Raw genomic sequence first — 21,121 nt, 5'->3', positions numbered from 1 at the left:
AGTCAGGGCACCTCGCCCCGGCTCCGGGCGTTGACGTGCGCCGTGGCGGCGCTCAGCCGCTCGGACGAGGTCGCCTCCCGTACGTCCTCGGGCTCCACGTCCCACTCCCGCCCGCCACCGAGCGGGCGGATCTGGACGTAGGGCCCCTCGTGCCCCATCACTCTCCCGACCCGTCCGGTGCGGATCTCCACGACGTACGACCCGATGGGCAGTGTCATGACCGGCCCTCCTCCCGCGGCGAAAGGGCGGCGGCGATCAGCCGTGCCGTTTCCGCCGTGCAGCATCCCAGTTCGACGAGCGGCCTCGGGGGATCGGCGGCGAGGGTGACGACGTCGATCCCGAGCGAGGGAAGCCTGATTCCCGCCCTCGCGAGTGCCTCACGCAATTCCGTCACTGCCTCTTGTGCGGCTTCGATCGTCCCCGTGGTCGTCTTCATGGTGTCTTCCTTCACCAACGTATGCCTTTCTGAATCCATTTCCTGCTTCGCCTCACCAGGGTGGGCCCAGATCCGTAGAATCGGCAGACGCGCAGGCCCAACAACTGCGGCGTAGGGTTGGGGAGTTAATCCATGGCCAAAAGCAGGCAGCAGGACGCGTGGGTGTTCTTCGGCGAGCTCCTGAAGGAGAAACGGGAGGCGGCGGGGCTCTCACAGAGCGAGCTGGGCGCACGGGTGTTCGTGTCCGGCGGATACATCGGACTGTTCGAGCAGGGAATTCGAAAGCCGCAGCTGGACGTGGCGCAGAGAATCGACGAAATCTTACAAACCGGCGGTATTTTCGAACGCACCTGGCGCCGGCTCATCGACAAGTCGCCGTACGCCTCCTATTTCAGCGAGGTCGCGGAGCTGGAGGCGGTGGCGACGAAGATCTGCGAGTTCGCCCCGACGGTGGTGCCGGGGCTGATGCAGACACCGGAGTACGCGCGGGCGGTGACGATGGCGACACATCCCTTCGCCACGGAGGAGTTCATCGAGGAGAAGGTCACCGCACGGGTCGCAAGGGCGGCGATCCTCAGGGGCACTACAAGGCCCGAGTATTGGGTCGTTCTCCACGAGAACGCGGTGCTCACCCCTGTCGGGGGCCCGACGGTGATGGCGGCGACGCTGGAGCACATCGTCAAGCTGGCCGCAGAGCGAGTGGTGCTGGTGACTGTCCTACCTCGTTCGGTCGGCGCGCACGCGTACATGACCGGCTCGCTCAAGCTCATGGAGTTCGATGACCAGCCGCCAACGGCCTATGCGGAGACGGCGTTTTCAGGGACTCTCCTCGACGATCCGGCAGTGGTGAAGCAGGCACAGCGCGCCTACGATCTGCTCAGGGTCGCCACGCTGTCGCCGGAGGCGTCCCTCGCACTGATCGAGTCGGCGGCGGAGGACTTCAGACGATGCGCACGTACGACCTGAACAACGCCCACTGGTTCAAGAGCTCCTACAGCAACGCGTCGGGCGGCGACTGCGTCGAGGTCTCGTACGACTTCGCGGGCGCCGCCTGGCGCAAGAGCAGTTACAGCAACGGCGACGGCGGCGACTGCGTCGAAGTCCTCGACGACGTGCCCGGTGTCGTCCCCGTCCGGGACAGCAAGAACCCCACCGGCCCCGCCCTGATCGTCCCGGCCGCCGCCTGGTCCGCGTTCGTCGCCGGTATCGCTGGATGACGACCTTGAAGGGCTGGTAGGGGCGTCGGCCCCGGCTCTACGATCACGCCCATGTCGATCACCCCGTCCACACCCGTCGTCCAGGGCAGCAGGAAGACCTCCCTCGAGTTCGAGGGCGACGCGCTGTATCTCCGTCGCCCCCACGAGGACGTACGGATCCCGCTGGCCGCGATCGGACAGGTCCGCGCCGAGGGGCGGGCCGTTTCCGTGGAGCTGACCGCTCCGGCCGGGAACGTACCGGCGGTGCACCGGATCGACGGGGCGAGCGAGGCGGGGGCGACGATGTTCGCGGCGACCGTGAACGCCGCCCTGGACGGGACGCCCGGCCGGGACACGGCGGCCGACGGCTCCACGCTCGTCGAGGCGCGGACCCGGACCCTCGACCGGCGGGAGCGGAAGACGCGGCTGATCAAGTGGTGGTCGGCCGGCACCACCGCCCTGGTCGTGCTCCTGTGCGTGCTCATCGCCGTCGCCGGAGAGGCGGTCGGGATCGTGCTCTTCCTCCCCATGGGCTTCGCCGCGGCGGGGTCCACCGTCGTCAGCGTCGTCGCGCTGTCCAACTGGTACCGCGAGTGGCGCCTGATGCGGCACGGCATCACGACCTTCGCCGCGGAGGTGCCGGACAGGCCGGGGATGTACCTGTACGTGGACCCGGCGGGCCTGATCCGGCAGGTGTCCACCTGGGCGGGCGGCATGGCCGTCAAGGTCTGCTACGACCCGCGCGACCCGGGGAACATGGTCCTGCCCAGGGCGGCGCTCCTGCGGCGCGGGGAGCTGGCCCTGGGGCTGTTCTTCGCCTTCGGCGGGCTCGTGTCCTACGGCGGCATGATCGCGATGACCGTCTCGGCCTTCGAGGGCACGCTCGGCCTTTCCGAGCCCGCCTAGTCCTGCTTATGGAACTCATAAGTCCACCTTATGAGCTCATAGACCGGGGGCGGGTACCACTCCGCTCCCGCGATTATTTAGGGTGACCTAAGTGTCGGCGGCTTCGTCGCCACGTCGCTTGCGAAGGGAACCCCGTCATGCCCCGCCCCCTCCGGGTCGCGATCGTCGGCGCCGGCCCCGCCGGAATCTACGCCGCCGATGCGCTGCTGAAGTCCGAGGCCGCCGCCGAGCCGGGTGTGTCCATCGACCTCTTCGAGCGGATGCCCGCCCCCTTCGGCCTCATCCGCTACGGCGTCGCCCCCGACCACCCGCGCATCAAGGGCATCATCACCGCCCTCCACCAGGTCCTCGACAAGCCGCAGGTCCGCCTCTTCGGCAACATCGACTACGGCACCGACGTGCACCTCGACGACCTGCGCGCCTTCTACGACGCGGTGGTCTTCTCGACCGGCGCCATGGCCGACCGCCCGCTGGACATCCAGGGCGTCGAGCTCGACGGTTCGTACGGCGCCGCCGACTTCGCCTCCTGGTACGACGGCCACCCGGACGTCCCGCGCACCTGGCCGCTCGAAGCGGAGAAGGTCGCCGTCCTCGGCGTCGGCAACGTGGCCCTCGACATCGCCCGCATCCTCGCCAAGACCGGCGACGAGCTGCTGCCGACCGAGATCCCGGCCAACGTGTACGAGGGCCTCAAGGCCAACAAGGCCCTGGAGATCCACGTCTTCGGGCGCCGCGGCCCGGCCCAGGCCAAGTTCAGCCCGATGGAGCTGCGCGAGCTGGACCACTCCCCCACCATCGAGGTCATCGTCAACCCCGAGGACATCGACTACGACGAGGGCTCGATCGCCGAGCGGCGCAAGAACAAGCAGACCGACATGGTCGCCAAGACCCTGGAGAACTGGGCGATCCGCGACGTCGGCGACCGCCCGCACAAGCTCTTCCTGCACTTCTTCGAGTCGCCCGTCGAGATACTCGGCGAGGACGGCCGGGTCGTCGGCCTGCGCACCGAGCGCACCGAGCTGGACGGCACCGGGAACGTCAAGGGCACCGGCGCGACCACGGACTGGGACGTCCAGGCCGTCTACCGCGCGGTCGGCTACCTCTCCGACGAGCTGCCCAAGCTCCCCTGGGACACCGCCAGCGGCACCGTGCCGGACGAGGGCGGCCGGGTGGTCGAGGAGACCGGCGAGCACATGGCCTCCACCTACGTCACCGGCTGGATCCGGCGGGGCCCCGTCGGCCTCATCGGCCACACCAAGGGCGACGCCAACGAGACCGTGAAGAACCTCCTGGACGACTTCGCCCACGGGCGCCTGCTCACCCCCGACGCCCCGGAGGAGGACGCGGTCGTGTCCTTCCTGGAGGGCAAGGGCCTCACGTACACGACGTGGGAGGGCTGGTACGCCCTGGACGCCGCCGAGAAGGCGCTCGGCGAGCCGCAGGGCCGCGAGCGCGTGAAGATCGTCGAGCGCGAGGACATGCTGCGCGCGAGCGGCGCGATCGAGTAGGACCTGCGCGGCAGGCCCTCGCGGGCCGGCCTCGCGGGCGGGCCCTCGCCTCTTCCCCGTCCTACCCTGAAAGGACCGGGAAGAGGCGAGAGCCATGTCCGCACCCACGATCCACACCCGTCACACCGCAGAGGCCGATGTCCTGGAGCGCGCCAGGGACGCCGCCGCCCGTGAGTCCTGGGCCGAGGCGTACGCGCTGCTCCACGCCCACGACCTGCACCCCTCGCGCGGACTGACCGCCGACGACCTCTCCGTCCTCGCCGACGCCGCCTGGTGGTCGGGGCACGTCGACGAGTCCGTCACCGCCCGGCTCAGGGCGCACGCCGCCTATCTCGCGGCCGACGACCACCGGGGCGCCGGGCTCGCCTCGTGGTGGCTGCACTACGAGTACCTGGGCCTCGGGCGGCCCGCGGCGGCCGCCGGCTGGCTCCACCGGGCCCGGCACCACCTGGAGGACCTGCCGGACTGCCCCGAGCAGTGCTTCCTGGCCTGGAGCGACGCCGAGGAGGCCCAGGCCCACGGCGACCACGAGGCCGCCCTCGCCGCCGCCCACCGGATGACCGGCCTCGCCCTCGGCTCCGGGAGCCCCGACCTCCTCGCCCTCAGCCGCCAGGCCGAGTCCCGCGTCCTCCTCGGCGCCGGCCGCAGGGCCGAGGCCGTCGCGCTCCTCGACGACGCGATGTGCGCGGTGTCGGCGGGCGAGCTGAGCGGCATGTTCACGGGCTGGCTGTACTGCCTGGCCCTGACCCAGTGCATGGAGGCGGCCGACTTCGGCCGGGCGGTGGAGTGGACGAACGCGGCGATGGAGTGGTGCGCCCCGCCCTGGCCGGTCCACCCGCCGACGGACGGCCCCGAAGCCCGTACGGAACCGGCGGACGCCCCTCCGGTCTCCGGTCCCGGGCGGCTCCCCATGGCCGTGCCGTCCGGCGAGAACCCGTTCCGGGGTGTCTGCCGGGCCCACCGGGTCGAGGTCCTCGACCTCCTCGGGGTCTGGGCGCTCGCGGAGGCGGAGGCCCGGCAGGCCTGCCGGGAGGTACCGGTGGACTGCCTGGAGTCGGCCGCCGCCGCCTACTACGCCGCCGGTGACGTCCAGCGGCGCCAGGGCCGCCTCGACGCCGCCGCCGTGTCGTACGGGCACGCCCACGAGCTCGGCCGGATCCCGCAGCCGGGCCTCGCCCTCCTTCGCCTCGCGCAGGGCCGGGCCGCCGCGGCGGTCGCGGGCATCGACCTGGCCCTGGCCTGCCGCAGCGACCCCCAGCACGACCTCCTGGGCCGGGCCCGGCTGCTCGCCGCCCGCGCCGAGGTGGCCCTCGCGGTCCGTGACGTACCGGGGGCGGCGGACTCGGCGGCGGAGCTCGACGCCCTGGCCGGGGACGTACCGCTGCTTCGGGCCCTGGCCGACACGGCGCTCGGCTCGGTGGCCCTGGCGCGGAGGAGCGGCGACGCGCCCCGCCTGCTGCGGCGGGCGCTCGCCGGGTGGCTGGAGCTCCGGGTGCCGTACGAGGCCGCGCAGGTACGGATGCTGCTCGCGGCCGCCGGGCGTGCGGCGGGCGACGAGGAGACCGCCCGGCTCGAACTGGGCACCGCGCGGGCCGTGTTCGAGCGCCTCGGGGCGGTCCCTGACGCCCGGCGCGCGGCGGCGCTGCTCTCCGCCGGGGCGCGGCGGCGGCTGCCGGGCGGGCTGACCGCGCGGGAGGCGGAGGTGCTGCGGCTCGTCGCCTCGGGCGGGACGAACAAGGACATCGCCCGCGCCCTGGTGATCAGCGAGCACACGGTCGCCCGTCACCTGAACAACATCTTCGCCAAACTGGGCGTCGGCTCCCGCGCCGCGGCCACGGCCTACGCGTACGCGCACGGGCTGGTGTGAACGGCCTGGCGATCGGCTTGGTGCTCGACCTGGCGATCGGCCTGGCGATCGGCGTGGTGCTCGACCTGGTGTGAACGGCCCATGCGGGGCCGTCGCCGGACATGGGCGATTTGGGCGATGCCCAGCCCTGGGGCCCGGGGCTAGACCGGAACCATGACCACCATCACCGATCCCCTGGACACGCTCCGCGGTGCCGTGCGCGGCACCGTCGTGACCCGTGGCGACCCGTCGTACGACGTGTCCCGCCGGGTCTACAACGCCCTGCACGACCGCCGCCCCGCCGTCGTCGTCCATGCCGTGGACTCCGCCGACGTGATCGCGGCGGTGCTCTACGCCCGGGAGTACGCCCTGCCGCTCGCCGTGCGCGGCGGCTCCCACTCCGTGGCCGGTTTCGGCACCGTCGACGACGGTCTCGTCGTCGACCTGTCCCGGATGCGGGGTGTCCGGGTCGACCCGGAGGCCCGTATCGCGCGGGCCGACGGCGGCGCCACCTGGGGCGACTTCAACCACGCCACCCATGGCTTCGGGCTCGCCACCACCGGCGGCGTGGTCTCCACGACCGGCGTCGGCGGCCTCACGCTCGGCGGCGGCATGGGCCACCTCTCCCGCCGCTACGGTCTGAGCTGCGACAACCTGGTCGGGGCCGACGTGGTGACCGCCGAGGGCACGCTGGTGTCCTGTGACGCCGAGCGGCATCCGGACCTGTTCTGGGCTCTGCGGGGCGGCGGCGGCAACTTCGGGATCGCGACCTCGCTCGCGTTCCGGGTGCACCCCGTCGCGGACATCTTCGGCGGCCTGAGCTGCTACCCGCTGGACGGGGGCGTGGCCCGCGCCTGGCAGGAGATGATCGCGGCGGCGCCCGAGGAGCTGAACTCGCTCCTGGTGGTGGCGCTCGGCCCCGAGGAACCGTTCCTGCCGGAGCGCTGGCACGGCCGTCCGATCTGCGCCGCGTTCACCTGCTTCAGCGGCTCGGAGGCGGGGGACGAGAAGGTCCTCACGCTCCTGGACGGACTCGGGCCCGTGATCGGCCGGTTCATGGAGCGGATGCCGTACCCGGCGATCAACACCCTCTTCGACGAGCAACTGCCGCCGGGGCTCTTCCACTACTGGAAGGGCAACTTCAGCCGCGAGCTCTCGGACGGCGCGATCGCGGCGCACATGGAGTACGGCGCCACGATGCCGTCCCTGGAGACGGACACGGCGATCTTCCCGATCGACGGCGCCTGCCACCGGGTGGGCCCTGAGGAGACCGCGTTCGCCTACCGGGACGCCCGCTTCTCGCACTCCTTCGGCGGCAGCTGGACCGACGCGGCGGGCTCGGAGCGGAACATCGCCTGGACCCGTGCCTACGACACGGCCCTGCGCCCGCACACCCAGGAGGGCGGGTACGTCAACTTCATGGACACCGACGACCAGGACCGGGTGCGGGTCAACTACCGGCAGAACTGGGACCGGCTGCGGGACGTGAAGCGCCGGTACGACCCGGACAACGTGTTCCGGCTCAACCAGAACATCGCGCCGTGACCGAGAGGAGTTACGGCACCGTCCTCGCCGAGGCGAGCAGCCGGAGGGTGTCGTCGGGAGCCAGCGCGAGCGCGTTCCCGACGGTCCCCAGGACCTCCCGCTCGGCCGGGCTGTAGGCCCCGTCTGCGAGGGCGATCCGGGCGGCCTGGACCAGGATCGACTCCCGCCCGGCGACCGCCAGGTGCGGGGTGAGCGGCTCCAGGGCCTCGTGGAGCTCGATCGCGAGGAGCGTCCCCTCGGGGTTCACCTCGGGCATGAAGCGTCCGGTGTCGGCCTCCAGGGCCTCGACGAGGTCGACCAGCTGGACGGCCGTGCACTCGGCGAAGCCGGCGGACCGGACGGCGCTCACGGCCCGGTCGAGGACCTCGCGGGAGTCCGTGCCGCCGGCCGCGAGCACGGCCAGGGCGACGGTGTGCACGCCGTCCCGCAGCATCGCGGAGAAGCGGCTCGTCGTCGGGTGGTCGAGCACCTCCGTACCGAAGTGCGTGTGACAGGCCGCGCACTCGACGACGGGGCCCGTACAGCCCCGGGGCAGGACCGGGACGCCCAGGACGGCGAACCTGCGGCGGCCGGTGCGCCGCCGGTAGTTCCGGTCGCCGCCGCACTCCTCGCAGAAGAACTCGCCGTCTCCGACCGTGTTCCAGGAGGTGCGGATTCCGCAGATGCCCACTTTCCCACCACGTGAATTCCGGGCAGAACGCATACGCACCTCCTCAACCGGCCCGGCTGCACTGCCGGCGTTGGCGTGATGTTAGCCACATCCTTGATGTGGCGTCAGCACCCCGTCACGACTTCGCCGCGGACTTGGCCGAGACACGTCACCGCTCAGGAGGCGCGGCGACGACGCTTTGCGAAGGCCAGGAAGCCTCCACCGACGAGGACGGCGGCCACGGCGGCACCGATCGTGCCGGGTCCGATGGCCGAACCGGTCGTCGCGAGATCACCCTCCGGGGTGGCGGACGGGGCCGCGGTCGACGTCGCGGCCGGGGCGGTGGTGGTCTCGCCGGGGCCGGCGGGGGTGGAGGGGGACGCGGACTCCTGCGGCGCCGTGGGCGCGGCCGACGTCGTCGGGGCCGTCGGCGTGGAGCCGCCCTCGCCGGGGGTGGTCTCCGGGGTGGCCGAGGGGGTCGCCGGCGGGGTGGGGACGGGCGTCTCGATCGGCGCCGGGGTCTCCGGGGTGACGACCGGCCCCGGCTTCGTCTCCTTCGGGAGGCAGCCGGAGAAGTTCATCCGGTGGGTCTCGGCGCCGGGGACGGTGTCCAGGCTCTCGGCGATGACGGAGCCGTTGACGTGGCCGGGGCCGATGTTCTTGCCGCCCATCTCGACGGCGGCGTTCGGGGCGAGGATGGTGCCGGGCCAGGAGGTGTAGTTCTTCTTCACGCTCTCGGCCTGCGGGAAGTTCCAGAGCAGCTGGGAGCGGATCTGCCGGAAGCCGTCGCTCGCCAGGGCGTAGTCGTCGATGACGGGGGCCGTACCGTCCGCGCCCTGGTAGTAGACGCCGTAGGTGGCGGACTTGTTCATGTCGTACGAGGCGCCGAGGACGTTCACCAGGGTCGAGGAGCCCACCGGGACCTTCAGGGTGATCGCGCGGGCCTTCTCCAGGTCGGCGGCGTTCACGGCGAAGACGTTGAGCTTCGGGTCCCCGCCGGTGAGGAAGAGGCCGTCGCCGGAGCCGGCGACCGTACCGTTCGGCTCGATGCCCGCCCAGCCCGTGGACAGCGCGCGCAGCCGCGTGAACTCCTTCGCGAAGTCGACCGGCGAGGCCGGGGAGGCGCCCTCCTTCACCTTGCCGCCGTCGACGCCGAAGCCCTGGCCGGGCGTGGAGAGGTCGACGACCTTGCCGGCGACGCCGCTGCCGTGGTCGAGGACGACCTGGTTCGCGTACAGGGTGCCGCCGACGACGAGGCTGTGGCCGCCGGGCAGCTTCGCGAGGTCGGCGCCGGTGAGCTTGTGGCCGACGGAGAAACCGGAGGGCTGCTTCGGGTCGCCGAAGCGGGCGTCGCCGCCGACGGCGACCGCGCCCTCGGAGTCCGAGTGGCGGGTGGAGTCCTTCTCGACGAACTCGGCGTACAGACCGGCCGTGCCGAGCGGCTGCGTCACGCACTCCGTGGTGGTGGCGGACGCGGCGGGGGCCCAGGCGAGGGCGGCGCCGGTCACCGCGAGAACAGTGGCCACGGCAGCGGTCGTGCGCATGCGGAACTCCAGGTCAGGGAGGTGCGAAGGGGGCGCGTGGGGGGCGTGGGGGGCGTGTCCGAAGGGACGGGCCGACCTTCCGCCATTCCCCGATGTGCCGTCAACTCACCTGATATGACGCCGATTCCGACATGCCGTGACGATCTTCCTTAAGCGAGCCTGAAACCGTGACGCGGCTCACACGCACCTCTGCCCCGCACCTCTCGACGAGGTACGGGGCAGAGGTCGTCGTGCGCGTCAGCGGGCGGAGCGGTTGACCGCCGAGATGACCGCCTTCAGGGAGGCGCGGGTCGTGTTGGCGTCGATGCCGATGCCCCACAGGACCTGACCGTCGATGGCGCACTCGATGTACGAGGCGGCCTGCGCGGAGGCGCCCTCGCTCATCGTGTGCTCCTGGTAGTCCAACAGGCGGGCGTCCACGCCGATCCCCTGGAGCGCGGCGAAGAAGGCGGAGATCGGGCCGTTGCCGGAGCCGGACAGGACGGTGTCGGCGCCGTCCACGACCGCCTCGACGGTCAGCGTGTCCGTGCCGTCCGTGTCGGAGGTGGTCTGGCCGGAGCGCAGCTGGATGCGTCCCCAGGCGTTGTCCGGGTTGGGCAGGTACTCGTCCTGGAAGACGGCCCAGATCGCGGCCGGCGTGACCTCGCCGCCCTCGTTGTCCGTCTTCTGCTGGATGATCTTCGAGAACTCGATCTGCATCCGGCGGGGCAGGTCCAGCTTGTGGTCGTTCTTCAGGACGTACGCGATGCCGCCCTTGCCGGACTGCGAGTTGACCCGGATGACGGCCTCGTAGGAGCGGCCGACGTCCTTCGGGTCGATGGGCAGGTACGGGACGGCCCACTCGATGTCGTCGACGGTGACGCCCTTGGCGGCCGCGTCGGCCTCCATCGCGTCGAAGCCCTTCTTGATGGCGTCCTGGTGGGAGCCGGAGAAGGCGGTGTAGACCAGGTCGCCCGCGTAGGGGTGGCGCGGGTGGACCTCCATCTGGTTGCAGTACTCGGACGTCCGGCGGATCTCGTCGATCTGCGAGAAGTCGATCTGCGGGTCGACGCCCTGGCTGAACAGGTTCATGCCCAGGGTCACCAGGTCGACGTTGCCGGTGCGCTCGCCCTGCCCGAACAGGCAGCCCTCGATGCGGTCGGCGCCGGCCATGATGGCCAGCTCGGCCGCCGCGACGGCCGTGCCGCGGTCGTTGTGCGGGTGGACGGACAGGCAGACGTGCTCGCGGCGGGTCAGGTTCCGGGACATCCACTCGAACCGGTCCGCGTGCGTGGACGGCGTCGAACGCTCCACGGTGGCGGGCAGGTTGAGGATGATCTCGCGGCCCGGGCCCGGCTGCCAGACGTCACAGACCGCCTCGCAGACCTCCAGGGCGAAGTCCAGCTCGGTGTCGGTGAAGATCTCGGGGCTGTACTGGTAGCCGAAGGTGGTGCGCTCGTCCAGCAGCTTCTCCGCGTACTCCATGACCAGGCGCGTGCCGTCCACGGCGATCTGCTTGATCTGCTCCTTCGAGCCGCGGAAGACGACCCGGCGGAAGGTGGGCGCGGTCGCGTTGTACAGGTGGACGGTGGCGCGCTTGGCGCCGACCAGGGACTCCACGGTCCGCTCGATCAGGTCCTCGCGGGCCTGGGTCAGTACGGAGATGGTGACGTCGTCCGGGATCGCGCCCTCTTCGATGATGGAGCGCACGAAGTTGAAGTCGGTCTCGCCGGAGGACGGGAAGCCGACCTCGATCTCCTTGTAGCCCATGCGGACCAGCAGGTCGAACATCTCGCGCTTGCGGGCCGGGGACATCGGGTCGATCAGGGCCTGGTTGCCGTCGCGCAGGTCGGTGGACAGCCAGCGGGGGGCCTTGGTGATCCGCTGCTCGGGCCAGGTGCGGTCGGGGATCTCGACGGCCTCGTAGCGGCCGTACTTGTGGATCGGCATCCCGGACGGCTTCTGCAGCTGCGTGGCGTTGGTGACGGGCGTGGGGCGGCCGACGAAGGGGGACTGGCTCATTGCGTTGGGCTCCTCGAAATCCTGCGAGAGGGAGGGACGGCCGACTGTCGAACGCAACACCAGGTCCCGCGGGGAGGGGGTCGGCCTACGACTACAGGCCCTCGCCGCGGCAGCTAAGGAGAAGCAGCCCGAAACGCATGATGTGCCGCAGCCTAGCTCAGGGACGTCACAGACGGACGTCCTGTTCCAGTATGCGGGACGGGTCGCGCGTCAAGGCTGATCAGTGACGCATCACTCCATTTCGCCAATCCTCGTCGCATCCCGTGACAGCGGCCTCACGCAGTGCCACATTGCGGGCATGACCTCGCATGCGCCTGTCTTCTGCTCGATCGTCCCCCCGCACCTCCTGGAGCACCTCGCCCACTCCTCGAACCCGGCCGTCGCCGCCGCCGCCCGCCGCACCCTCATCGCGGACGCCTCGGCCCGTACGTTCCGGGTGCTGCCGCTGCCCGGCGCCACGCCCACGCTCGCCCCCGCCGAGGCCGGCCGGCCGCACCGCACCGTCTACGACTGCCGGCACGGGACGGACCTGCCGGGCGAGCGGGTCCGCGCCGAGGGCGAGGAGGCGACGGGGGACGCGACCGTCAACCGGGCGTACGCGGGTCTGGGCGCCACCTTCGACCTCTTCCTGAACGCCTTCGGGCACGACTCGATCGACGGCGCGGGGCTGCCGCTGCACGCCTCCGTCCACTACGACGAGAACTACGGCAACGCCTTCTGGAACGGCGAGCAGATGGTGTTCGGCGACGGCGACGACGAGATCTTCCTCGACTTCACCCTGCCCGTGGACGTCATCGGCCACGAGCTGGCCCACGGCTTCACCCAGCACTCGGCGAACCTGGAGTACTTCAGCCAGTCCGGCGCGCTCAACGAGTCCGTGTCCGACGTCTTCGGCTCGCTGGTCAAGCAGTACACGCTCGGGCAGAGCGCCGAGCAGGCCGACTGGCTCATCGGCGAGGGCCTCTTCCACCCGAACGTGGAGGGGACGGCGCTGCGCTCCATGAAGGCCCCGGGGACCGCGTACGACGACGACGTCCTCGGCAAGGACCCGCAGCCCGCCCACATGGACGACTACGTCCGCACCGGCCGCGACAACGGCGGGGTGCACATCAACTCCGGCATCCCCAACCACGCCTTCTACCTGGCCGCGACCGAGCTCGGCGGGAACGCCTGGGAGCGGGCGGGCCGGATCTGGTACGACGTGATGACCGGCGGCACGCTCACCCCCGAGGCCCGCTTCTCCGAGTTCGCGGCGGCGACGGTCGCGGCGGCGAAGGCGCGGTACGGCGACGGGGAGGAGATCCAGGCCGTCCTGAAGGCCTGGGCGGCGGTGGGGGTGCCCACCGACTGACCGGCTGGTAGACAGGGGCCCATGCGGATTCGAGTGCGGCGCACGGGCGGTTTCGCGGGCATCGAGCGGTCGGCGGAGGTGGACACCTCCGGCCGGCCGGACGCCGGCGAGTGGCACACCCTGGCGGTGGCGGTCCTCGACGGCGACGAGGAGGCGGCGGGCGGCGGCGAAGAGGGCGGCGAGGAGAGCCGGGGCGTGCCGGACGGCTTCTCGTACGAGATCACGGTCGACGGCCGGACGGTCCACTGCGGCGACCCCCGCCTCACGGACGCGCAGAGGACCCTCATCAAGAGGGTCCTCAAGGAGGGCGCGTAGGGCGGGGCGGTCAGCGCCGCAGCCGGCTCCAGAACCCGGACTTCTTCTCCTCCGGAGGCCGGGCGGGCCCGACCTCGAGCGACCAGTCGTCCTCGCCCGTGACGACCGCCACGACGAGCGGCCCCTCGGGCAGTTCCCGTACGTCCTTCGGCCGCCGGCCCAACTCGCTCGCGAGCAGCTGCGGGTACGGCGCGGGGGCGCCCGGGCGCCGGGGCTTGTGGCCCTCGACCCGCAGCCACCCGCTCGACGTCGTCGAGCGCATCCGGGAGACCAGCTCGCCGGCGGGCCCCGTGTGGAGCAGCACGTCGGCGCCCCGCCCGGTGGCCCCCTCGCCGAGCGCGCGCGCCGCGCTCAGTGGCCGGATCACGATCGTCCACTCCTCGTCGCTGCCGCAGTCGAGGCGGAAGCGCAGGGGGTACAGGTTGTCGCACCACATCACCCGCCGCTCGAACCGGTGGGGCGGGTGAGTTCTGCTGAGGTGGACGGCCTCCTTGCCGTTCCAGTCGATGGAGTCCAACCAGAAGATGCCCCCCTTGCCCGTCCGGGCGACGTCGACCAGGACGTAGCCGGGCGGCGGGGTCGTGTCCATGGCGAACTTGGCGCCGCCCCTGCCGCTGTACACGATGTCGTCGAACTCCCCGCCGAGGATCCCGGCTGCCGCGGCCACCTCGGGCGACGGGGCGGGCGAGGGGGTGACCGGGATCGCGCCGGCGCCGCGGGACGGGGTCCGGGGGCCGGTGGAAGGGGAGGTCCGGGACTTCGCCGACGCCGGATCCGGGTTCTTTCCCAGGGCGGAGGTCCGCGACGCGCCTTCGCTCTCCGTACCGGATTCCGGTCCCGAGGACTTGCCCACAGCCTCCAGCGGGACGGGCCCGGCCGGCGCAGGGGCCGGGGCCGGGGCCGGCACCTCGATGCCGAGGTCCTCCGCGAGGCCCGCGAGCCCGGAGTCGTACCCCTCGCCCACCGCGCGGAACTTCCAGCCGCCGTCGCGCCGGTAGTACTCGCCGAGGACGAGCGCCGTCTCGGTGGTGGCGTCGTCGATCTCGTACAGGGCGAGCTGTTCGCCCGTCGCGGCGCTCAGCGTGCGGACGGACAGTCCGGGCACCTGCCCGAGCGTGCCGTCCTGCCCGGCGGCGACGAGCACGATCCGCTGGACGTCCGGGGCGACCAAGGCGGTGTCGAGGTCCAGCCGGTCCACGACCCGGTCTCCCTCGATGGCGGCCCGTTCGAGGACCGGATGCCCGGCGGCCGCACCGGCGCCGTCCAGGAGCAGCGCGGAGGCCGTCACCTCCGGCACCCCCGCGCCGGCCGCCCGCCGAACGACCTCGATCCGCCACGCCTGCCCGGGGACCGGCAGGTTTCCCCCCTTGATGATCTGCGTCACCGCGTCATGCTGGCACGCCCACGGGGGGATGTCGACGGCGCCGACGTCCGCTAGAACCCCAGCTTCCGCAGCTGCTTCGGGTCGCGCTGCCAGTCCTTCGCGACCTTTACGTGGAGGTCGAGGAAGACCGGCGTGCCGAGCAGGGCCTCGATGTGCTTGCGGGACTTCATGCCGACCTCCTTGAGGCGGCTGCCCTTGGGGCCGATGATGATGCCCTTCTGGCTGGGGCGCTCGATGTACACGTTGGCGTGGATGTCGAGCAGCGGCCGGTCCGCCGGGCGGTTCTCGCGCGGGATCATCTCCTCGACGACCACCGCGATCGAGTGCGGCAGCTCGTCCCGTACGCCTTCGAGCGCGGCCTCGCGGATCAGTTCCGCGACCATGACCTGCTCCGGCTCGTCCGTGAGGTCGCCCTCCGGGTAGAGCGGCGGGGACTCCGGCAGCATCGGGATCAGGAGGTCGGCGACGAGCTGGACCTGCTTGTCGCCGACGGCCGAGACCGGGACGATCTGCGCCCACTCGAAGCCCAGCTCCTTGCCGAGCTGGTCGACCGCGATGAGCTGTTCGGCGAGCGTCTTGGAGTCGACCAGGTCGGTCTTGGTGATGATCGCGACCTTGGGGGTCTTCTTGATCCCGGCGAGTTCCTTGGCGATGAACCGGTCGCCGGGGCCGAGCTTCTGGTCGGCGGGCAGGCAGAAGCCGATGACGTCGACCTCGGCCCAGGTGGAACGCACGACGTCGTTGAGCCGCTCACCGAGGAGGGTGCGCGGCTTGTGGAGGCCGGGGGTGTCCACCAGGATCAGCTGGGCCTCGGGCCGGTGCACGATGCCACGGACGGTGTGCCGGGTGGTCTGCGGCCGGTTCGAGGTGATGGCCACCTTCTGGCCGACCAGAGCGTTCGTGAGGGTGGACTTGCCCGCGTTGGGGCGGCCGACGAAGCAGGCGAAGCCGGCCCGGTGGACGGCTTCGGTTTCTTGGTTGCGAGCGCTCATGGGGGCCATTGTCCCCGATGAGCGCCCGTCCCACGTACCTCAGTGCGGATCCGGGGCCGTACGGGCCGTCCGGCGCCGCCGTATCCACAGGCCGGAGAGGCCTGCCGCGCCTCCGGCGAGGAGGATCGCGGCGGCGAACCAGGGCAGCGCGAGGAAGGACACCGCGCCGGTCTCGCGCACGTCCTCGGCGGTGGCGGTGAGGGTGATGTCGCCCCAGTCGAACTGTGGGGAGCCGGTCCATCGCTCGGTGAGCCGGATCTTCTGGCGGGGCAGCAGCTCGGACGGGACCTGCGCGAGGTCGCGGGCGAGGAGGGTGCGGCCGAAGAGGCCTTCGGCGCGGAGGGCGACCTTGGGGTTGAGGGTGACGTTGCCCCGGTTGTGCAGGGTGTACGAGACGACGGCGCTGCTCGCACGGGTGCCGGGGACCACCGGCCGGTCCTGGTCGAGGGTGACGTCCTCGACGCCGAGGGCGGGCACGGTCGGCCCGTTGACCCGCAGGTAGAGGCGGGCGGCGACGGCGCGCTGGACGCCGACGGCCACGGAACCCTTCGCGCCGGGGCTGATCCGCTCGTCGAGGGCGACGAGGGCCCCGGGATGGTCGCCGGGGTCGGCGTCGGCGGGGACGGTCAGGGTGTACGGGACGGTGACGGCGGAGCGGGCCGGGACGGTGACGCGGGTCTTCCCGGGCCTGATCCAGGCGCCGGCGCCGGTCTGCTTCTCGCCCTGGGTGCGGACGGCGAAACCGCCGTCGCGGTCGGTGTTGTAGGCGTCGGCGCCGTAGAGCCGGAAGGTGAGCGGGGCGGCCGTCTTGTTGGTGACGGTGACCCGGTCGGTGAGGGTGCTGCCGGGGTCGGCGGAGAGGAAGAAGTAGGGGCGGCCGCCCGACTGGGCGGCGGCCGGGTAGACGGCCCACTCGCCGTTCTCGGCGGCCCGCGCGCCCGGCGCGAGGCCGAGGAGCACGAGGAGGGCGCTCAGGACGAGGACGTACAGCGTGCGCACGAGTCGGAAACCCCCGGGGTGCGGAGCGGGCAGGGCGGGTGCGCGCCCGGCCCGCCGGGTGGTCAGGACAGGGTGAGCGTCAGGACGCCCGCGTACGAGCCGGGCGCGGTGAACGCCGGGACGTCGAGGGAGAGCCCGGCGCCGACGGTGAACTCGCCGCCCGTGAGGGTGCCGTTCGGGGTGGAGGCGAGGGTCGCGCCGCCGCTGCCGACCGGTCCTGGCGAACCGGCCGCGCAGGTGCTGGGGCTGCCTTCCTTGGCGGTGCAGGCAGGGGTCCAGCTGAGGTTCCCGGCGCCGATGGAGCCGCCGGGGCCGGTGAAGTCGGTGACCTTGCCGGTGAGGGACCAGCCCGCGGGGCCGCCGCGGAAGTCCTTGACGGTCACCGTGTGGAGGTCGCCGGTGGCGGCGCCGCCCTGGCCGAAGTCGACGGAGGACAGCTGGACGGCGTCCCCGGCCTGGGTCATGGACAGTTCGCCCGCCGTGACGGCCGCGGTGATCTTCTGGCTGTCCGGTGGCTGCGGGGTGTCGTCGACGACGGTGTACGCGGCGGGCCCGGCGCCCTTGTCGGCGTTCCAGGCGGTCCCCTCGTACGCCACGATCCCGGTGGTCGCCTTGTCGTTGACCTTGAGGCGCGCGGCGAACGAGCCCTCGCTGTCCGTGGTGACGGTCATGCGGTCGGCGGTCTCGGCCGCTCCGGCGCGGCCGGCGACGGTGACCTCGGTGAGCGGGCTGAACTTCGAGCCGTTGACGGTCACCCGGACGCCGGGGGCGCCTGAGGTGGTGTCGAGCTGGAGCGCTCGGGTGTTGGGGCTGGTCACGGGGCTCGCGACGACCGTCTCGGAGACCGGGGCGGGCGGGTTGAGCACCGTACAGGGGGTGTCGAGCTCCATGAGGTAGCTGGTGTGGATGTTGTAGTCGCCGGGCGAGAGGGTGATCGATCCGGCCTGGGTGACCTTGAAGGTGCCGGTCATGGAGAAGGCCGGGAAGGAGCCCTTGCCGGGGACCGGCGGGTTCTTCTTGGGGCCCGTGACGCTGATCGCGCCGGTCTGGGCGCCGCCGAGGACGACCTTGCCGCTGGGCGTCATGATGTCGGCCGGGAGCGCGAGGTCGACGGGGTTGGACGCGGCGGGCTTGGTGATCGTGTAGGTGACGGTCACGGTGTCGCCGACCTTGGGGCTGCTCTTGTCGACCGCGATCCTGGCGGTCGTGGTGCCCTCGATGGGCGGGATGCCGGCGATCGGCGGCGGGACGCAGCGCGTGGGGAACTGCACCTCCACGGAGGTGCTGGTCGCGCCGGCCGGGGCGGCGAGCGCGCCGCCGCCGGCGACCGCGAGGGCGGTGGCGCCGAGTACGGCGGTCCAGCGCCGTCTTCGGGCCGCCGCCCGGGATCGGGTGAGTGCCATGAATGTGCCCCCTCTGAGGGATGGGTGGGCGCCATTGACGGCTCCGGGCTTCGATAAGTCAATGCCGACGAGAGCCATCGACTGATGACCCATCAGATACTGTCAAGATCGGTGCACGGATGGCGTTTTCGCAGGTCACGACGGAGACCGGTGCCGCCGAGGGCGACACCGGTCCGGGGTGGGACAGGGCTCAGCTGAAGACGAACGGGCCCGGCGACTGGGAGGTCACCGCGTCGCAGTTCACCGTGACCCCGAAGATCACCATCTTGAGGGCGACACCCGCGAAGTACGAGTTGAGGCTGTCGCCCGAGGCCACGGCCCCGCTCAGGGGGCCGATGACGACGGACTGCCCGGCACCGAGCGCCGGGTTCTTCTTGCCGGTGAAGACCCGGGTGCCGCCGCCGGCCTTGGCCATCGTCAGCGTGGCGCTGATCTGGTTCGCGCCGACCGCGATCGGCGTCGTGACGGCCGAGGTGACGGTGATGGTCGCGGCCGTGCCGCTCTGCGTGGCGGCGAGGGTGGCCGTACCGCCACCCCAACTGCCGCAGTCGTACGTCGCCGTGGCCGATCCGGGCGAGACGGCGGCGGCCGTCGGCGCGAAGGCGAGTCCGGAGGCGGCGAGGCCTCCGGCGAGGACCGCGACGGTCCCCAAGGTGCTTCTGCTTCTCATGGCGAGTTCGTACCCCTTCCGATGACGAACGCAGGGGGTGCGGACACTGCGTGAACGCGGAGATCTGACGGTCCGTCGGGCGAACCGCTGTTCATTGAGACGCAGACCGCTGGGGAAGGCAAGAGAAGTTGCGGTGATCCTTCACAAACGCGCAAGGGCCCGGCGCCGTGGCGCCGGGCCCTCCTCACGCGTACGCGGCTCAGCCCGCGGTGACGGCCGCCCGCAGCTGCCCGTCGGGACCGGCGAGCAGCACCGGGGTCTTCGGCCCGCCGAGGTCCCGTACCGCCGCCCGGTCCTCGTCCGTGGCGGCCTCGGCGTTCGACACGACGGCCGCCGCCTCCAGGGACTGGGCGCCGCTGGCCACCGCCATCGCGACCGCGGTCCGCAGCGCGCTCAGCTTGAGCGACTCCAGCTCCACGGTCCCGGCCACGTAGGTGCGGCCGGTCTCGTCCCGTACGGCCGCGCCCTCGGGCACACCGTTACGGGCGCGGGCGCTCCGCGCCAAGGTGATGATCTTGAGGTCCTCGGCGCCGAGGTCGCCGTGCTCGCTGCTGAGTGTCATGCCCCCGAGCATAGGCCGGGGCACCGGGTCAGGCCTTGGCGCCCTTGGCGAACTTCTCGACGGCGAGCTTGGCGAAGCCGTCGAAGTCCTTGTGGCCGGTGGCGTCGGCCGGGACGTGGGCAAGGCGGGTGAGGCCGGTGCCCTGGGCGGCGACGAGCATGTTCGACTCGACGTCCATGCCGAGGTCCGCGATGTTCATCTTGATCCGGAAGGCGTGCGCCTGCTCGGTGCCCTGCGGGGCCGTGAGCTTCTGCAGCGTGATCTTCATCTTCATGCCCTCCATCTCGGCGGTGAAGCCGGTGCAGGTGCCCAGGGCGGTGCCGATGGCGGTGGCGTAGTCGGCGGCGCCGGTGCCCGGGAAGGTCATGACCTGGTGGCTCAGCAGCGACTCGGAGTTGCCGCGCTCGAAGTCCACGGTGCCGCCGATGGTGGCCCCGGCGACCTTGTCCTCCATGAGGGACGCGATCGGCTTGCAGGCCGCGGTGTCGGCCTTGTAGGTGGTGGTGTCCGGCTCGGCCTTGCTCGCCTTCCAGCCCGCGGGCAGGTCCTTGAGCTCGAGCACGCCGGCCTTCATCTGGGCGGCGGTCAGCGGAGTGGGGGCCGGCGCGGCGGAGGTCTTCTCGGTGCCCTTGCCGCCCTTCGCGGCGCCGTCGGCCTTGTCGTCGGAACCGCCGCCGCACGCGGCGGTCAGCGAGAGCGCGGAGACGGCGAGGGCGGCGGCCAGGCCGCGGGTGAAGCGAGTACGCATGGTGAAGAAGCCTCTTGAGGGTGTGAAGTGAGCGGAGAGCCGGACGTCCGCCCACAGGGCGGGACCGGCGGCTCGGAGGATATACGGCACCTCTGACACACCGGCGGGGCGGTCCACGCCGGGCGTCGGCCTGGGGATCAGCCCGCGCCTCGGCCTCGGCCTCGGCCTCGGTCTCGGTCTCGGGATCAGCCCACGCTTCGGTCTGGCCGTCGGCGTTGGCCTCCGGATCAGCCCGCGACCGGGTACATCGCCCCGCGCCGCCCCTCGGGAGACACCAGCCACGCCAGCTTCTCCGCCGTGTCCGCCTCCGGCAGCGGCGTGTGCATCACGATCACCAGGTCCGGGCGGGCCGGGACCCTCAGCTGCGTCGCCTCGACGACCAGCGTGCCGACCAGCGGATGCTCCATCTCCTTGCGGTTCTGGCCGCCGGGCAGGATGTCCCGCCGCTCCCACAGCTCCGCGAACTCCGGGCTCGCCTCCTTGGCCTCCTCGACCACCACCCGGAACCCCTCGTCGTCCGGGCACTCCGAGCACGCCGAACGGAACTGCGCGACGACCTTCGGCGCCAGCTCCTCCCAGTGCCCCATCCGCGAGCGGTACAGCGGGTCGGTGAAGAAGTCCACCAGGCAGTTCTGCGAGATCTCGGGCCGCATCCCGAGCACGATCGCCGCCGCGTCGTTGTACAGGACCGTGTTCCAGTACACGTCCATGATGTGCGCGGGGAACGGCATCCACGCGTCGATCAGGCGCCGCAGCCCGTCGCACATGTCCCGGTCCTCCGGAGCCGCCTCGAGGGCCGGCGGGTTCAGCGCCGCCAGGACGTACAGATGGCGCCGCTCCGCCGGGCTCAGCCGCAGCACCCGCGCCACCGAGTCGAGCACCTGCGGCGAGACCGTGATGTCCCGGCCCTGCTCCAGCCACTGGTACCAGGAGACCCCGACACCCGCGAGGACCGCGACCTCCTCCCGGCGAAGCCCCGGCGTGCGGCGCCGCGCGCCCCCGTCGGGGAGCCCCACCTCGGCCGGGCTCACCCGGGCCCGACGGCTCATCAGGAACTCACGCAGCT

Annotated in this window: 21 protein-coding genes; 8 read left to right on the top strand and 13 right to left on the bottom strand. The window is 71.9% G+C overall.

Annotated features, from left to right (window positions below; all coding sequences use genetic code 11):
- Positions 1 to 2: 2 nt before the first annotated feature.
- The gene (locus ACIRB7_RS07250; RefSeq protein WP_403593554.1) at positions 3 to 218 is read right to left on the bottom strand and encodes a hypothetical protein; all 216 of its coding nucleotides are present in this window, start codon (positions 216 to 218) and stop codon (positions 3 to 5) included.
- A complete protein-coding gene (locus tag ACIRB7_RS07245) occupies positions 215 to 436 on the bottom strand; it encodes a hypothetical protein (RefSeq protein WP_351210108.1) in 222 nt (73 codons plus the stop codon). Before ACIRB7_RS07245 ends, ACIRB7_RS07250 begins: the two co-directional genes overlap by 4 nt.
- A gap of 132 nt (positions 437 to 568) precedes the next feature.
- Here ACIRB7_RS07245 and ACIRB7_RS07240 point away from each other — a divergent pair, with 132 nt between their 5' ends.
- The 6 genes from ACIRB7_RS07240 to ACIRB7_RS07215 all read left to right on the top strand — a co-directional run bounded on the left by ACIRB7_RS07240 (position 569) and on the right by ACIRB7_RS07215 (position 7,437).
- The gene (locus ACIRB7_RS07240; protein WP_403593550.1) at positions 569 to 1,402 is read left to right on the top strand and encodes a Scr1 family TA system antitoxin-like transcriptional regulator; all 834 of its coding nucleotides are present in this window, start codon (positions 569 to 571) and stop codon (positions 1,400 to 1,402) included.
- Positions 1,384 to 1,653: a DUF397 domain-containing protein gene (locus ACIRB7_RS07235; protein WP_403593547.1), complete on the top strand. Its 270-nt coding sequence runs from the start codon at positions 1,384 to 1,386 to the stop codon at positions 1,651 to 1,653. The genes ACIRB7_RS07240 and ACIRB7_RS07235 overlap by 19 nt, the downstream gene beginning before the upstream one ends.
- 51 nt (positions 1,654 to 1,704) lie before the next feature.
- Positions 1,705 to 2,538: a hypothetical protein gene (locus tag ACIRB7_RS07230; RefSeq protein WP_403593544.1), complete on the top strand. Its 834-nt coding sequence runs from the start codon at positions 1,705 to 1,707 to the stop codon at positions 2,536 to 2,538.
- Between the two features lie 137 nt (positions 2,539 to 2,675).
- Positions 2,676 to 4,046 carry an FAD-dependent oxidoreductase gene (locus ACIRB7_RS07225; protein ID WP_403593542.1) on the top strand — a complete coding sequence of 457 codons (1,371 nt, stop codon included), beginning with the start codon at positions 2,676 to 2,678 and terminating at the stop codon, positions 4,044 to 4,046.
- A 94-nt stretch (positions 4,047 to 4,140) separates the two neighbouring features.
- Positions 4,141 to 5,913: a LuxR C-terminal-related transcriptional regulator gene (locus ACIRB7_RS07220; RefSeq protein ID WP_403593539.1), complete on the top strand. Its 1,773-nt coding sequence runs from the start codon at positions 4,141 to 4,143 to the stop codon at positions 5,911 to 5,913.
- A 153-nt stretch (positions 5,914 to 6,066) separates the two neighbouring features.
- Complete coding sequence (locus tag ACIRB7_RS07215) at positions 6,067 to 7,437, top strand: FAD-binding oxidoreductase (protein WP_403593536.1); 1,371 nt, start codon at positions 6,067 to 6,069, stop codon at positions 7,435 to 7,437.
- A 10-nt stretch (positions 7,438 to 7,447) separates the two neighbouring features.
- On the opposite strand, the gene ACIRB7_RS07210 is transcribed toward ACIRB7_RS07215, so the two are convergent.
- The 3 genes from ACIRB7_RS07210 to leuA form a co-directional block, all read right to left on the bottom strand.
- Positions 7,448 to 8,140: a TerB family tellurite resistance protein gene (locus tag ACIRB7_RS07210; protein WP_403593533.1), complete on the bottom strand. Its 693-nt coding sequence runs from the start codon at positions 8,138 to 8,140 to the stop codon at positions 7,448 to 7,450.
- Positions 8,141 to 8,262: 122 nt separating this feature from the next.
- The gene (locus tag ACIRB7_RS07205; RefSeq protein ID WP_403593530.1) at positions 8,263 to 9,630 is read right to left on the bottom strand and encodes a choice-of-anchor A family protein; all 1,368 of its coding nucleotides are present in this window, start codon (positions 9,628 to 9,630) and stop codon (positions 8,263 to 8,265) included.
- 237 nt (positions 9,631 to 9,867) lie between these two features.
- Positions 9,868 to 11,631 carry a 2-isopropylmalate synthase gene (gene leuA, locus ACIRB7_RS07200; RefSeq protein WP_403593527.1) on the bottom strand — a complete coding sequence of 588 codons (1,764 nt, stop codon included), beginning with the start codon at positions 11,629 to 11,631 and terminating at the stop codon, positions 9,868 to 9,870.
- A gap of 298 nt (positions 11,632 to 11,929) precedes the next feature.
- Here leuA and ACIRB7_RS07195 point away from each other — a divergent pair, with 298 nt between their 5' ends.
- Positions 11,930 to 12,982, top strand: coding sequence for a M4 family metallopeptidase (locus ACIRB7_RS07195; RefSeq protein WP_403593524.1), 1,053 nt, complete (start codon positions 11,930 to 11,932; stop codon positions 12,980 to 12,982).
- A gap of 21 nt (positions 12,983 to 13,003) precedes the next feature.
- A complete protein-coding gene (locus ACIRB7_RS07190) occupies positions 13,004 to 13,297 on the top strand; it encodes a protealysin inhibitor emfourin (protein WP_403593521.1) in 294 nt (97 codons plus the stop codon).
- 10 nt (positions 13,298 to 13,307) lie between these two features.
- On the opposite strand, the gene ACIRB7_RS07185 is transcribed toward ACIRB7_RS07190, so the two are convergent.
- The 8 genes from ACIRB7_RS07185 to ACIRB7_RS07150 form a co-directional block, all read right to left on the bottom strand.
- A complete protein-coding gene (locus ACIRB7_RS07185; RefSeq protein ID WP_403593518.1) occupies positions 13,308 to 14,681 on the bottom strand; it encodes a TerD family protein in 1,374 nt (457 codons plus the stop codon).
- Between the two features lie 50 nt (positions 14,682 to 14,731).
- On the bottom strand, positions 14,732 to 15,682 hold the full coding sequence (gene era, locus ACIRB7_RS07180; RefSeq protein ID WP_403593515.1) for a GTPase Era: 951 nt from the start codon (positions 15,680 to 15,682) through the stop codon (positions 14,732 to 14,734).
- Positions 15,683 to 15,712: 30 nt separating this feature from the next.
- The gene (locus ACIRB7_RS07175; RefSeq protein ID WP_403593512.1) at positions 15,713 to 16,672 is read right to left on the bottom strand and encodes a WxL protein peptidoglycan domain-containing protein; all 960 of its coding nucleotides are present in this window, start codon (positions 16,670 to 16,672) and stop codon (positions 15,713 to 15,715) included.
- A gap of 62 nt (positions 16,673 to 16,734) precedes the next feature.
- The gene (locus ACIRB7_RS07170; protein ID WP_403593510.1) at positions 16,735 to 18,075 is read right to left on the bottom strand and encodes a beta-xylosidase; all 1,341 of its coding nucleotides are present in this window, start codon (positions 18,073 to 18,075) and stop codon (positions 16,735 to 16,737) included.
- Positions 18,076 to 18,265: 190 nt separating this feature from the next.
- The gene (locus ACIRB7_RS07165; protein ID WP_403593507.1) at positions 18,266 to 18,745 is read right to left on the bottom strand and encodes a hypothetical protein; all 480 of its coding nucleotides are present in this window, start codon (positions 18,743 to 18,745) and stop codon (positions 18,266 to 18,268) included.
- A 199-nt stretch (positions 18,746 to 18,944) separates the two neighbouring features.
- Positions 18,945 to 19,307 carry a cytidine deaminase gene (locus tag ACIRB7_RS07160; protein WP_403593504.1) on the bottom strand — a complete coding sequence of 121 codons (363 nt, stop codon included), beginning with the start codon at positions 19,305 to 19,307 and terminating at the stop codon, positions 18,945 to 18,947.
- 28 nt (positions 19,308 to 19,335) lie between these two features.
- Entirely contained in the window at positions 19,336 to 20,055 is a 720-nt protein-coding gene (locus ACIRB7_RS07155) for a hypothetical protein (protein WP_403593501.1), read from the bottom strand.
- A 227-nt stretch (positions 20,056 to 20,282) separates the two neighbouring features.
- Positions 20,283 to 21,104, bottom strand: coding sequence for a helix-turn-helix transcriptional regulator (locus tag ACIRB7_RS07150; RefSeq protein WP_403594395.1), 822 nt, complete (start codon positions 21,102 to 21,104; stop codon positions 20,283 to 20,285).
- Positions 21,105 to 21,121 lie beyond the last annotated feature (17 nt).

The organism is Streptomyces sp. NPDC093795, assembly GCF_044764665.1.
Classification (GTDB): domain Bacteria; phylum Actinomycetota; class Actinomycetes; order Streptomycetales; family Streptomycetaceae; genus Streptomyces.
The sequence above is the reverse complement of the archived record's forward strand: the minus strand, read 5'-3'. Positions and strand labels throughout refer to the sequence as shown.

Excerpts from the sequence above, each read along its gene's own strand:
- ACIRB7_RS07245 (WP_351210108.1), bottom strand. The coding sequence starts at position 436 with ATGAAGACGACCACGGGGACGATCGAAGCCGCACAAGAGGCAGTGACG.
- ACIRB7_RS07230 (WP_403593544.1), top strand. The coding sequence starts at position 1,705 with ATGTCGATCACCCCGTCCACACCCGTCGTCCAGGGCAGCAGGAAGACC.
- ACIRB7_RS07210 (WP_403593533.1), bottom strand. The coding sequence starts at position 8,140 with ATGCGTTCTGCCCGGAATTCACGTGGTGGGAAAGTGGGCATCTGCGGA.
- ACIRB7_RS07190 (WP_403593521.1), top strand. The coding sequence starts at position 13,004 with ATGCGGATTCGAGTGCGGCGCACGGGCGGTTTCGCGGGCATCGAGCGG.
- ACIRB7_RS07205 (WP_403593530.1), bottom strand. The coding sequence starts at position 9,630 with ATGCGCACGACCGCTGCCGTGGCCACTGTTCTCGCGGTGACCGGCGCC.
- ACIRB7_RS07250 (WP_403593554.1), bottom strand. The coding sequence starts at position 218 with ATGACACTGCCCATCGGGTCGTACGTCGTGGAGATCCGCACCGGACGG.
- ACIRB7_RS07195 (WP_403593524.1), top strand. The coding sequence starts at position 11,930 with ATGACCTCGCATGCGCCTGTCTTCTGCTCGATCGTCCCCCCGCACCTC.
- ACIRB7_RS07240 (WP_403593550.1), top strand. The coding sequence starts at position 569 with ATGGCCAAAAGCAGGCAGCAGGACGCGTGGGTGTTCTTCGGCGAGCTC.
- ACIRB7_RS07220 (WP_403593539.1), top strand. The coding sequence starts at position 4,141 with ATGTCCGCACCCACGATCCACACCCGTCACACCGCAGAGGCCGATGTC.
- ACIRB7_RS07165 (WP_403593507.1), bottom strand. The coding sequence starts at position 18,745 with ATGAGAAGCAGAAGCACCTTGGGGACCGTCGCGGTCCTCGCCGGAGGC.
- leuA (WP_403593527.1), bottom strand. The coding sequence starts at position 11,631 with ATGAGCCAGTCCCCCTTCGTCGGCCGCCCCACGCCCGTCACCAACGCC.
- ACIRB7_RS07225 (WP_403593542.1), top strand. The coding sequence starts at position 2,676 with ATGCCCCGCCCCCTCCGGGTCGCGATCGTCGGCGCCGGCCCCGCCGGA.
- ACIRB7_RS07235 (WP_403593547.1), top strand. The coding sequence starts at position 1,384 with ATGCGCACGTACGACCTGAACAACGCCCACTGGTTCAAGAGCTCCTAC.
- ACIRB7_RS07150 (WP_403594395.1), bottom strand. The coding sequence starts at position 21,104 with ATGAGCCGTCGGGCCCGGGTGAGCCCGGCCGAGGTGGGGCTCCCCGAC.
- ACIRB7_RS07160 (WP_403593504.1), bottom strand. The coding sequence starts at position 19,307 with ATGACACTCAGCAGCGAGCACGGCGACCTCGGCGCCGAGGACCTCAAG.
- ACIRB7_RS07155 (WP_403593501.1), bottom strand. The coding sequence starts at position 20,055 with ATGCGTACTCGCTTCACCCGCGGCCTGGCCGCCGCCCTCGCCGTCTCC.
- ACIRB7_RS07215 (WP_403593536.1), top strand. The coding sequence starts at position 6,067 with ATGACCACCATCACCGATCCCCTGGACACGCTCCGCGGTGCCGTGCGC.
- ACIRB7_RS07170 (WP_403593510.1), bottom strand. The coding sequence starts at position 18,075 with ATGGCACTCACCCGATCCCGGGCGGCGGCCCGAAGACGGCGCTGGACC.
- era (WP_403593515.1), bottom strand. The coding sequence starts at position 15,682 with ATGGCCCCCATGAGCGCTCGCAACCAAGAAACCGAAGCCGTCCACCGG.